The organism is Celerinatantimonas yamalensis (genome assembly GCF_046054155.1).
Taxonomy (GTDB): domain Bacteria; phylum Pseudomonadota; class Gammaproteobacteria; order Enterobacterales; family Celerinatantimonadaceae; genus Celerinatantimonas; species Celerinatantimonas yamalensis.
Genome location: NZ_JBEQCT010000006.1, coordinates 151,095 through 163,176, shown reverse-complemented (window position 1 = coordinate 163,176; position 12,082 = coordinate 151,095). Strand labels below are relative to the sequence as shown.

Genomic DNA, 12,082 nt, shown 5'->3' with positions numbered 1-12,082 from the left:
GGATACTTCATATCCGCATTTCTACACTTCAAGCTGCTTCTTTGAAAAACCACTCATATTTACATGAAATTTAATGGCTAATTCCCAACGAACCCTAGTGTTTATCTGCCTTCCGGTATAAAATGGTTGGTCATTTCGAGAGCTATTGGAGTTGCGTGTGAGTGTGTCGTTATGGCAGCAGATTGTCAGTCGATTGCAGGATGAGTTACCCGCTACAGAATTCAGTATGTGGATCCGCCCTCTGCAAGTTGAACAGGAAGATGAACTGCTGACGCTGTACGCGCCGAACCGATTTGTCCTTGATTGGGTCAAGGATAAATATTTGATCCAAATGAATGCTCTATTGGATGAATTTTGTGGACAACATAAGCCGAAGCTTCGCTTTGAGGTGGGTAGTCGTCCGAATCGTCCAGTCCCTAAAGCAGTAGTGCAACAAGCCCCACAGGTCATCGCCCAAGAACCGGTGCAACAGCGCCCGATGATGCAAGAGCGAAGCTGGGATCGAGATACTGGAGCAACCAGTGCCCATGCGATCCATCATCGTAATAACATTAACCCTAAACATAAATTTGATAACTTTGTCGAAGGTAAATCGAACCAACTGGCTCGCGCGGCAGCTTCTCAGGTTGCAAGTAACCCTGGCGGAGCTTATAACCCGTTGTTTTTATACGGCGGAACAGGGTTAGGTAAAACCCATCTGCTGCATGCTGTCGGCAATGGCATTTTGGAACGAAAAACCAATTCGCGCGTGGTCTACATGCACTCAGAGCGATTCGTCCAAGACATGGTCAAGGCACTGCAAAATAACGCCATTGAAGATTTTAAGCGTTACTACCGCAGTGTCGATGCGTTATTAATTGATGATATTCAATTTTTTGCCAACAAAGAACGCTCGCAAGAAGAATTTTTTCACACCTTTAATGCGCTTTTAGAAGGGAATCAACAGATTATTTTAACCAGTGATCGCTATCCAAAGGAGATCGATGGCGTAGAAGATCGCCTAAAAAGTCGCTTTGGATGGGGATTAACGGTTGCCATTGAGCCCCCAGAGTTAGAGACTCGGGTTGCGATTTTGATGACCAAGGCACAGGAAAACAAAATTAGCTTGCCAGACGAAGTCGCCTTTTTTATTGCGAAACGGCTGCGCTCGAATGTCCGTGAATTGGAAGGGGCACTTAACCGCGTCATCGCCAATGCCAACTTCACTGGCCGCGCGATCACCATTGATTTTGTCCGTGAAGCCCTGCGGGATTTATTAGCGCTGCAAGAAAAATTGGTCACCATCGATAATATTCAAAAGACCGTTGCAGAATATTACAAAATCAAAGTGGCAGACCTTTTGTCAAAACGGCGTTCACGCTCAGTGGCAAGACCACGACAGTTAGCCATGGCACTCGCTAAAGAGCTGACCAATCACAGTTTACCTGAAATTGGTGATGCGTTTGGCGGCCGCGACCATACCACGGTATTACATGCCTGTCGTAAAATCAATCAGCTCCGTGAAGAGAGCCATGATATTAAAGAAGATTATCAGAACTTGATTCGAACATTGTCATCGTAGGTAACCTATCATGCATTTTCAAATTAGTCGGGAAGCGCTTATCAAGCCATTGCAACTAGTCAGTAGTGCAATTGGCGGCCGACCCACTGTGCCTATTTTAGGCAACATTTTATTGGTCGTCAGCGAACACAGCTTATCCATGACGGGCACAGATATGGAAGTTGAGTTAGTTGCTCATCTGGCTATCGATGCGGCCTCACAAACAGGTTCAGTCACGGTCCCAGCGAAAAAATTTGTCGATATCTGTAAAGGCCTCCCCGATGGTTGCATCATTGAATGCAAAGCCCAAGGGGACCGTTTACAAGTTCGTTCTGGACGAAGCCGCTTCTCTTTAGCCACCCTACCCGCATCAGATTATCCAAATGTGGACAGTTGGCAACCCCAGCTGGACTTGGTCATCAAACAGGGGCAACTGAAGCAGCTTATCGATAAAACCCAGTTTTCGATGGCCAGCCAAGATGTTCGTTATTATTTAAATGGGATGCTCTTTGAGACTGAGGGACAAAAGCTGCGCACCGTAGCCTGTGATGGGCATCGAATTGCGTTGGCAGCAACCGATTTAGGCTGTGAGTTAGGGGCAATCCAAGTCATTGTGCCCCGTAAAGGCGTGCTTGAATTGATACGCCTGCTCGAACAAGATGATGCGGATATCCAGCTACAAATTGGAACCAATAATCTCAAAGCTATCGTACAAGGATTTACCTTTACCTGTAAATTGGTCGATGGACGCTTCCCAGACCTTCGCCGCGTCATTCCGAATGGCGGTGATAAGGTGTTGATCTCCGGTCGAGAAGAGCTTCGCCAAGCTTTTTCTCGCGCTGCCATTTTATCAAATGAAAAATTCCGCGGCGTACGCCTGCAATTGTCAGGGCAAACCCTCACCATTACAGCGAATAATCCAGAGCAGGAAGAGTCAGAGGAGATCTTAGATGTTGCTTATCAAGGCGATGATCTCGAGATCGGTTTTAATGTCTCTTATATTCTGGATGTGCTCAATGCGCTTAAATCCGATCAGGTACGATTGACGATGTCTGACAGCAGTACCGGCTCACTCATCGAAGATAGCGAACAAACAGGTCAAGCGCTGTATGTCATCATGCCAATGCGTTTGTAGGCAAGTAGTATACTGATGGCAATCAGCACATTGCAGGTAACGCAGTTCCGCAATATCGCGCAATCCCGAATGCAGTTTAGCTCGGGATTGAATGCGATCGTTGGCGACAATGGTAGCGGTAAAACTAGCGTGTTGGAGGCGATTTATCTTTTGGGATTCGGTCGCTCGTTTCGTAGTCCGCGGATCCGTCGCGTTATCCAGCATGAACAATCAGAGCTGGTGTTGTTTGCTCAGATTAATCACGATCGGATTGGTCTGAGCAAACAATTAACAGGGGAAACACAGCTACGTATCAATGGCGAAACCGTCAAAACGCAAGCTGCGCTATCGAAATTATTACCGGTACAGCTGATTCACCCAGAAGGATATGGCATCGTTAACGGTAGTCCTCGTTATCGTCGTGCCTTTTTAGATTGGGGTGTGTTTCACCAGGAGCAGAGCTTCCAAGAGGTGACGCACCGATATAAGCGGCTGCTTAAGCAGCGAAATGCACTACTGAAACGGCGCGCTAAATTTCGCGAGCTACAGATTTGGGATCGAGAATTAGTGATTCAAGCCGAACAAATCCGCGCTATGCGCCAGGATTATTTTGCCGAGCTTGTACCAGAAATTTTGGCTATCACGCATGACTTCTTACCTGAATATCAGTTTCAGTTTGAATTGTATGATGGATGGAATAGTGAAAATAAGCTTGCTGATATTCTAGAGGAAAACTATCCCCGAGAATGTCAGATGGGATTTACCTTAGCAGGCCCCCACAAAGCTGACATCCGAATCAAGACCGATCAGGGAAATGCCGCTGAGTGCATTTCCCGCGGTCAACTTAAGTTGTTGGTCTGTGCGCTGTTATTGGCACAAGGACAGTACGCATATCGCGTATTGAGTAAACCAACTATCTATTTAATTGATGACTTCGCCGCAGAACTCGATCCCAATAAACGCGCGTTATTAGCCGGATATCTCCAGCGTAATAATGCACAGGTTTTTATTACCGCGATTGAGCAAAAGATGCTTGAAGGTTTCAATTTAACTGATTGTCACCTGTTTCACGTGAAACAAGGTGATATCACTCAACAGTAAACGAGAGCGAAACATGGCTGAAAATAATTATGGTTCGTCAAGTATTAAGGTTTTAAAAGGCCTTGATGCAGTGAGAAAGCGTCCAGGGATGTATATTGGGGATACCGATGATGGTACCGGCCTACATCACATGGTCTTTGAAGTTGTCGATAACTCCATTGATGAAACATTAGCAGGCTACTGTAAAGATATTGTCGTCACAATCCACAGCGATGGTTCCGTTTCTGTCACTGATGATGGTCGTGGCATCCCGGTCGACTTACACGAAGAGGAAGGCGTTTCTGCAGCGCAAGTGATCATGACGGTCCTGCATGCTGGCGGCAAATTTGACGATAACTCTTATAAAGTATCAGGCGGCCTACATGGCGTAGGGATTTCGGTGGTCAACGCGCTATCGAGTAAACTTAAACTGGTTGTTCGTCGTCAAGGCCATGTCTATGAGCAGTATTACCGCCTTGGTGAGCCTGTTGAACCATTAAAGCAGATTGGTGAAACAGCCCAAACAGGGACCGCCATTCGTTTTTGGCCTAGTTCAGAAGTCTTTGCTGATGTCTTATTCCATTACGAAATCTTGGCGAAGCGCCTGCGTGAGCTGTCATTTTTGAACTCAGGGGTCTCTATTATACTGCGTGATGAACGCGATAATCGTGAAGATCATTTCATGTATGAAGGCGGGATCCGAGCCTTTGTTGAGTTTTTAAATCACAATAAAACACTGATCCATGATAAGCCATTCTACTTTAGCTGTGACAGAGAAGACGATGGTATTACCGTGGAAATTGCCATGCAGTGGAATGATAGCTATCAAGAGAATATCTATTGCTTCACTAACAATATTCCGCAACGTGATGGAGGCGCTCATTTAGCTGGTTTTCGTGCAGCCCTTACCCGCACTTTAAACAGCTACATGGATAAAGAGGCAGGTAACAACAAGAAGAATAAGACCAGTGCCGCCGGCGAAGATGCCCGTGAAGGACTCACTGCGGTCATTTCCGTGAAAGTACCAGATCCTAAATTTTCAAGCCAAACCAAAGATAAACTGGTTTCTTCCGAGGTTAAAACAGCCGTCGAACAGAGCATGGGAGAAAAATTTAGCGAATTTTTACTCGAACAGCCAAATGACGCAAAATGTATCACACAAAAAATTGTCGATGCAGCTCGCGCCCGTGAAGCCGCTCGTAAAGCCCGTGAAATGACCCGCCGCAAAGGTGCTCTTGATTTAGCAGGTCTACCCGGTAAATTGGCCGATTGTCAGGAAAAAAACCCTGGTCTATCTGAACTATACCTTGTGGAAGGGGACTCTGCCGGTGGCAGTGCAAAACAGGCGCGTAACCGCAAAAACCAAGCCGTTCTCCCCCTCAAAGGTAAAATTCTAAACGTTGAGAAGGCTCGCTTTGACAAAATGCTTTCGTCACAAGAAGTGGCAACACTAATTACGGCACTAGGCTGTGGTATTGGCCGTGATGAGTATAATCCAGATAAAACTCGCTATCACTACATCATTATTATGACCGATGCCGATGTTGATGGTTCACATATTCGGACCCTGCTGCTCACCTTCTTTTATCGGCAAATGCCAGAGATTATCGAACGTGGTTATGTCTACATTGCCCAGCCCCCTCTATATAAAATGAAAAAGGGCAAGCAAGAAACGTATATTAAAGATGATGTTGCGTTAATTGAATACTTCACATCGCTTGCTTTGGATGATTCAAGTTTGCATGTCAGCGAGCATGCCCCCGCAATTAGTGGGGAAACATTAGAAAGCATGGTTCGCCAATACAGAACTGTGCAAAAAATGATTGATCGTCTCGCAAGACGTTATCCGAAACAATTGCTCGACCAGATGATCTATCATCGAACCCTGCAGCCTGAAATGTTAAAAGACGAAGCGGCGACTCGCCAATGGATGGATGAACTCATTGCACCGATCAATGCCCGGCTACCTAGCGGCAATTATTATGAAACAATTATCGAAAAACACCCAGAACTACCCGTGTATCAACCCAAAGTCTCTCATCGGATGCATGGCGTTGACACACAATATCAGTTCGAACATGAGTTTTTCGAAAGCCATGAATATGGCAAGATTGTTGAACTCGGCCAAGTGATTGGTAATTTGCTTGAAGAAGGTGCCTATGTGGAGCGCGGGAATAAAAAATACCCCGTACAAACCTTTGAAGATGCGCTTAGTTGGTTGATGAATGATTCGAAAAAGGGTATTTCAGTACAGCGCTACAAAGGGCTAGGTGAGATGAACCCCGATCAGCTGTGGGAAACAACGATGGATCCGGACTCGCGTCGGATGCTTCAAGTGACCATTGAAGATGCCGTTGCCTGCGATCGATTATTCACCACACTCATGGGAGACCAAGTTGAGCCACGTCGTGAATTTATCGAAATGAATGCATTGAATGTAGCGAACCTAGATATCTAGCGTAACCTCACATCTTAGTAAGATATTAACAGTTCATTCAAAGCCAGGGTCTCCTGGCTTTTTTATTTCCTTTTTTCACTGTCACAAAAAAACTAAAAAATTCAATCAGTTATAAATAAATTTAAAAAGACAGTCTCATTTTTATAAAAAATTTAGTTGTATAACCCTTGAAAAATTTAACCGTGCACCCATCTTTATTATTGTGGAGCCAATGAGGACCACACAATACGTTTAAACTCGTAATGATTTGGATGATTTCATCGAATCATTGCATTAATTGCTCAATTAAGAGGATTATACAATGCGTAGTCAATTTGATTTTACCCCACTTTATCGTAGTGCTATCGGTTTTGATCGCTTAGCCAATCTTGTCGAAGCAGCAGCAAGCGCTTCAGCACAAAACGGTAATGGTTATCCCCCATATAATATAGAGTTGGTCGGGGACAATCACTATCGAATTACTCTTGCAGTTGCAGGTTTTAGTGAAGCCGAGTTAGATATTACTAGCCATGAAAACACACTAGTCGTTACAGGTAAAAAAGCAAACGATGAGGATGTCGCCACTCAAGAGCGAAAATTCCTTTATCAAGGAATTGCTGAACGTGGCTTTGAACGGCGCTATCAGTTGGCCGATCATGTCAAAGTCCATGCAGCCAATATCGAAAATGGCTTATTGAATATCGACTTGATTCGTGAGATACCTGAAGAATTGAAACCTAAAAAAATTGAGATTCGAGCCGGGAGAACACCTGATCTCATTGAAAATGCTTAAAATGATTTGTAATTAGGTGCACATATTTCGTAGCAAAGAAATATACCGATATAATTCGATAAATTTGGGCCCAGTGAATACTGGGCCTTTTTAATGAGAACTAACTTTAACCCTTCATAACGTATGATGAAAGCGCTAGCTAGAAGACTAATCAGCCGAGAAACTCATATTAATCTGAATGTGGCCAGCCCTCCCCCAATTATCCTGATTCTAGTTATTGCAGTTTTCTCCATGATCAGCATCAGCAGCCAGATTGAGTTATCCAGAATGACCGATAAATTTCTCGCCAAAAGTAGAGACAGACATATTGGTGTGAGTTGCGAGATCTAGTATCTGCATGGCAACATAGTAAAGTTACGTACTTTAAAGATAGCAAATCGAGACAAGCAGGATTTTCAATAGGTATTGTTTCACGTGAAACAATACCTATTTTTATGCTTTGGCACTTGGACGAACAAGGTATTATCCAAGAGTAATGTTCCTACCTCTAGCAAATTAGTCACAACTATCCATTGTAATATTTTCTTAATGTGTTTCACGTGAAACCACTGATAGTGCGTTTTTAAATGCCAATATAAAAATGACCAACAAGCTTAGCTAATAGCAGCGAACATAAAATTGGCCCACCTAAGACAACAATCTATTCGTTCCCCGCCCTTGCCACACAGCATAGATCAGCGGAAAAAGGCATCGACTGAGGCTGAGAGAAGACGCCGCAAGAAGAAGACTGGCCATTCTAGAAAGTGGATAACAAGGAGTAAGATAACGTATAACTCCGTGGGCAGGTCAATTTTACTTCGGCGATCACGACAATAATAAGTCAGTCAGCTTTAAGTCGCGTAACACGCGCGAGGCCAAATCAAGGCGTTTTTAAATTGCGTCACTTCACCCCTTAATAACAACTGATCTACAACAGCAGCTCTTAGCTCAGCAATTTAAATAGATCATAGCCTCCTTGAAGCATTACAGAAATGGAGAATAACGATAGGCAGTTCGATCAATCCGCGCCGCCGCCGCTACAAAAACACACTTTCTTTTATTAATTGTTTCACGTGAAACAATTTAGTTACACCCTTTACCTTTGACTAGCACGGTTTAAAAACGCCCACAAGTAAATCTCTGAGCCATGGCTCAACACGGCTAGTTTAGAATACTGATATGTTCACGTTATGTTTCACGTGAAACAAATTCTAATCTTCGATCAAACGGTCTACTTTTTGTTGATGTAGACGATCGCTGGCTGATGACTCACATCTAAGTAGAACTGATAAAATCCATCTTGCTTTGGCGTGAATTTCAAACTGTTAAATTGTGCACAACTATCGACAGCACGTGACTGCCCTAACACCATTGGGCTATCATCAGACAAATAACCAAAATCGGTACCACACTGCCAATCCTTATCGCCAATCTTCCATTCATATGGTTGGCCATCAGCAATTAGCTCAATCTGCGTCATCCAAAGTCCAGAATGTCCAGCCACTGGATGAAGCTGATATTGAGACTCTGCATCCCACCAAGTAAATACCCCGCGCAAATAAATAGGCTGGTCGATTGAAATACTCCGCTGCTGTGTAAGCTGCTTTGCACATCCTGATAATAATAAAATAGCCAGTATAATAGACCACCGATAGATATGTCTCATCTTGACTCCCTCTTATTTCGCTCTTTTGCTAGCTACTTTGATAATAACAGAATGATTTCTAGACAACAGCGAACAGCACAGCATATTGGCACTTTATACAGCTTTGCTATTCACCTAGCCAGACTGTTAAATGTCAATCGCATAACGACTGACTGATGCCCACAAATATAAAAACACTCTAAGCTATAGATGACTGAACAGTTAAATCTAGATGGGCGGCACAATCATAACGAGATGCCAAAATAGGTAGATCGTAAAAAGCACCTACTTATAGGTGCTTTTAGCAGATATAATTTTAATAGTCGGCTATTTTTTTTCGTTAAGCCACTGCGCTACACGCTTGGCAAAATAGGTTAAAATACCATCCGCTCCAGCGCGTTTAAAACAAAGTAATGATTCCATCACTGTAGAGCGTTCATCTAACCAGCCATTTTGGAATGCAGCCATCTGCATGGCATACTCACCGCTCACCTGATAGGCAAAGGTAGGAACACCAAAGGCATCTTTGGTTTGGCGCACTAAATCTAAATAAGGCATACCTGGTTTAATCATCACCATATCAGCACCCTCTTGAATATCAAGCCCCACTTCTTGCAGCGCTTCGCGGCCATTGGCAGGATCCATCTGATAAGTCTTTTTATTACCACCTTTAATATTGCCATTAGAGCCAATGGCATCCCGGAATGGGCCATAAAAACAAGATGCGTATTTCGCGGAGTAAGCCATAATTTGCGCGTTAACAAAACCAGCTTTTTCAAAAGCTTGACGCATTGCCAAAATACGTCCATCCATCATGTCACTAGGGGAAATCACATCAGCACCAGCTTCTAGATGCGAAAGTGCTTGCTTGACCAATACCTCAACGGATACATCATTGAGCACATAGCCGTTGTCATCAATGATGCCATCCTGACCGTGGGTGGTAAATGGGTCAAGCGCCACATCTGTCATCACGCCGATATCCGGACAGGCTGCTTTTATCGCTCGAATAGCACGTTGAATTAACCCATCATCGTTGTACGCTTCTTCAGCGCCTAGCGACTTCTTGTCCAATTCAACATAAGGAAATAGATCAATGACTGGGATCCCTAAAGCTTCGATCTCTTTAACTTCTTTGACTAATTCATCAATACTGTAGCGAAATACTCCTGGCATTGATGAAACTTCTTCAATGCGCCCGCTCCCTTCCAGCACAAACATTGGATAAATCAGATCATCGACTGTTAGCTGATTTTCAGCAACCAACCGGCGAGAAAAATCATGAGCACGAAGGCGTCGCATCCGGCGCAAGGGAAACTGACTTAATTCATTCACAGCACACTCCCGTTATAGACTAATTAGAGAAGATTTCATTCAAAAAAACCTGCTGAAAGTTCGTTTGAATCTGAGCGATTAATGGCTCAAGAGGCTCGCCTCGTAAGGTCGCAACTGTTTGGTAGATATGGGGCAGATAACCAGGCTCATTACGCCGATTTTTAGGCTTTTGTGGCAAATCTCGGGGCAATAGGTAAGGTGCATCGGTTTCTAAAAATAATCGAGAGGCTGGGATTTGGGGAACCAATTTTCGTAGACCTAAGCCGCGACGTTCATCGCAAATCCAACCGGTAATCCCAATATAGAGCCCTGCATCTAAATAACGCGTTAAGCTTCCGGCCGAGCCAGTAAAGCAGTGTAACACAGCCGCTGGGAGCTCAGCCAGCCTTGGGGCTAAAATGTCCATGAAGTCATCCTCGGCATCGCGCTCGTGCAGCAATACCGGCTTTTGCAGCTCTATGGCGATATCAAGCTGCTGCGCAAAGACATCGCGCTGCACACTCGGATCGCTATAGTTACGATTATAATCTAGACCACATTCGCCAACGGCAACCACTTTTCGATGCGCACATAATTGAGCGATGCGCTGACGATCACCCGTTTGGAAGGTACTGGCTTGATGGGGGTGACAACCTGCCGTTACATAAGCACCCGAAAAACTTTCGGCCATAGGCACTAACTGTTCGGCCTCGTTCACTTCACTCGCTAGCAATAAAAATTGGGTGACCCCAGCTTGGCTTGCGCGCTCAACCACATCAGCACGATCGGAGTCAAACTGGCTACTCGCTAAATTTAAGGCAATATCAATCATCGTTATCAGGTGTCTCTTGATGGTAACGGCGCTCGCCTCTACCAGTATAAAACTTGGCAAAGAACAACCCAAGCTCAAATAACAACCACATCGGGATTGCTAATAACGTTTGAGAGATCACATCTGGGGGCGTTAATAGCATCCCTATCACAAATACCGCAACAATCACATAAGGACGCTTGGCTCGCAACGCCGCAGGAGACGTTACCCCAGACCAACACAATAACACCGTCGCAACGGGGATCTCAAAAGCGGTACCAAAGGCAAAAAATAGCTTCAGCACAAAATCGAGGTAACTCGAAATATCGGTGGCTATCGTAACGCCCGCAGGGGCCACCGAGGTAAAAAAATGAAACGCAATCGGGAAAATGACAAAATAGGCAAATAGCATTCCGGAGTAAAAGAGCAAAGTACTGGCGACTACCAGTGGAAAAATAAGTCGCTTCTCATGAAGATATAATCCTGGAGCAATAAATAACCAAACTTGACTCAAGATATACGGCAGTGCCAACAACGCCGAAAACACGATGGTGAGTTTTATCGGTGTAAGTAGCGGCGCGGTAATATCAGTTGCAATCATCGAGGCATGCGCAGGAAGTACCGCCAAGAGCGGTTTCGCTACAAGCGCATAAATTTTGTCAGAAAAATATACAAGGCAGAGAAAAATCAGCAAAATGCTGGCTAAACTTGCCAACATTCGCCGTCGCAGTTCTAGTAGGTGATCAATCAGTGGTGAGTTCTGATTTACTGCATCATCACTATCGCTCATCAGATTCCTTGGTCGTAGCTATAACGGACTCTGACGAAGGCGCTGTGTTGACATCTTCTGAAGCACATTCAGAGTGAGGGCTATTAGTTTTTTCGCTTAGATCGATACTATCTTTAATTTGTCCACCAATCAGACGAGCGGACTGCCGAGCCTTATCAACTTCCTCGCGCAGTTCTTTGAGTTGGATCTCTTTTTCTAAGTCTTCTTTGACCTGGTTGGCCATACTGCGAATCGTATATACCCAGCGCATCACACCACGGATCGCACTAGGCAACCGTTCAGGGCCTAAAACAATGAGCCCGACTACGGCACACAGCACCAGTTCCCAAAACCCAATGTCGAACATAATCGCCGCTTACCGTAACGTCTTATCGTCTTTATCGTCATCGTGCTGACGCTGTTGAGCCTGATTGGCATGATCGCTAGGTTTGTCGTCGCTCATCGCATCTTTAAACCCTTTGACGGCTTGCCCCAAATCGCCACCCATGCCGCGTAGGCGCTTAGTGCCAAATAACAACACAACAATCACTGCAATAATCAGTAACTGCCAAATACTAATACCACCCATAGCGGACTCCT

General features: G+C 44.6%; 11 protein-coding genes. 5 read left to right on the top strand and 6 right to left on the bottom strand.

Annotated features, from left to right (window positions below):
* Positions 1-157: 157 nt before the first annotated feature.
* The 5 genes from dnaA to ABUE30_RS13240 all read left to right on the top strand — a co-directional run bounded on the left by dnaA (position 158) and on the right by ABUE30_RS13240 (position 6,964).
* Positions 158-1,561, top strand: coding sequence for a chromosomal replication initiator protein DnaA (gene dnaA, locus ABUE30_RS13260; RefSeq protein WP_408624276.1), 1,404 nt, complete (start codon positions 158-160; stop codon positions 1,559-1,561).
* Positions 1,562-1,571: 10 nt separating this feature from the next.
* Positions 1,572-2,675 (top strand): DNA polymerase III subunit beta, encoded by a 1,104-nt coding sequence (dnaN, locus tag ABUE30_RS13255; RefSeq protein ID WP_408624275.1) that lies wholly within the window; start codon positions 1,572-1,574, stop codon positions 2,673-2,675.
* 15 nt (positions 2,676-2,690) lie between these two features.
* Positions 2,691-3,755: a DNA replication/repair protein RecF gene (recF, locus tag ABUE30_RS13250; protein ID WP_408624273.1), complete on the top strand. Its 1,065-nt coding sequence runs from the start codon at positions 2,691-2,693 to the stop codon at positions 3,753-3,755.
* A 13-nt stretch (positions 3,756-3,768) separates the two neighbouring features.
* Positions 3,769-6,192, top strand: a complete 2,424-nt coding sequence (gene gyrB, locus ABUE30_RS13245; RefSeq protein ID WP_408624272.1) for a DNA topoisomerase (ATP-hydrolyzing) subunit B — start codon at positions 3,769-3,771, stop codon at positions 6,190-6,192.
* Between the two features lie 301 nt (positions 6,193-6,493).
* A complete protein-coding gene (locus ABUE30_RS13240; RefSeq protein ID WP_408624271.1) occupies positions 6,494-6,964 on the top strand; it encodes an Hsp20 family protein in 471 nt (156 codons plus the stop codon).
* 1,210 nt (positions 6,965-8,174) lie between these two features.
* Here ABUE30_RS13240 and ABUE30_RS13235 read toward each other — a convergent pair.
* The 6 genes from ABUE30_RS13235 to tatA all read right to left on the bottom strand — a co-directional run bounded on the left by ABUE30_RS13235 (position 8,175) and on the right by tatA (position 12,071).
* Positions 8,175-8,609, bottom strand: coding sequence for a hypothetical protein (locus tag ABUE30_RS13235; protein WP_408624270.1), 435 nt, complete (start codon positions 8,607-8,609; stop codon positions 8,175-8,177).
* Positions 8,610-8,915: 306 nt separating this feature from the next.
* A complete protein-coding gene (gene hemB / locus ABUE30_RS13230; protein WP_408624269.1) occupies positions 8,916-9,923 on the bottom strand; it encodes a porphobilinogen synthase in 1,008 nt (335 codons plus the stop codon).
* 19 nt (positions 9,924-9,942) lie between these two features.
* A complete protein-coding gene (locus tag ABUE30_RS13225; protein WP_408624268.1) occupies positions 9,943-10,734 on the bottom strand; it encodes a TatD family hydrolase in 792 nt (263 codons plus the stop codon).
* On the bottom strand, positions 10,727-11,503 hold the full coding sequence (gene tatC / locus ABUE30_RS13220) for a twin-arginine translocase subunit TatC (RefSeq protein WP_408624267.1): 777 nt from the start codon (positions 11,501-11,503) through the stop codon (positions 10,727-10,729). The genes ABUE30_RS13225 and tatC overlap by 8 nt, the downstream gene beginning before the upstream one ends.
* Positions 11,493-11,849, bottom strand: coding sequence for a Sec-independent protein translocase protein TatB (gene tatB, locus ABUE30_RS13215; RefSeq protein ID WP_408624266.1), 357 nt, complete (start codon positions 11,847-11,849; stop codon positions 11,493-11,495). The genes tatC and tatB overlap by 11 nt, the downstream gene beginning before the upstream one ends.
* A gap of 9 nt (positions 11,850-11,858) precedes the next feature.
* Entirely contained in the window at positions 11,859-12,071 is a 213-nt protein-coding gene (gene tatA, locus ABUE30_RS13210; protein WP_408624265.1) for a Sec-independent protein translocase subunit TatA, read from the bottom strand.
* Positions 12,072-12,082 lie beyond the last annotated feature (11 nt).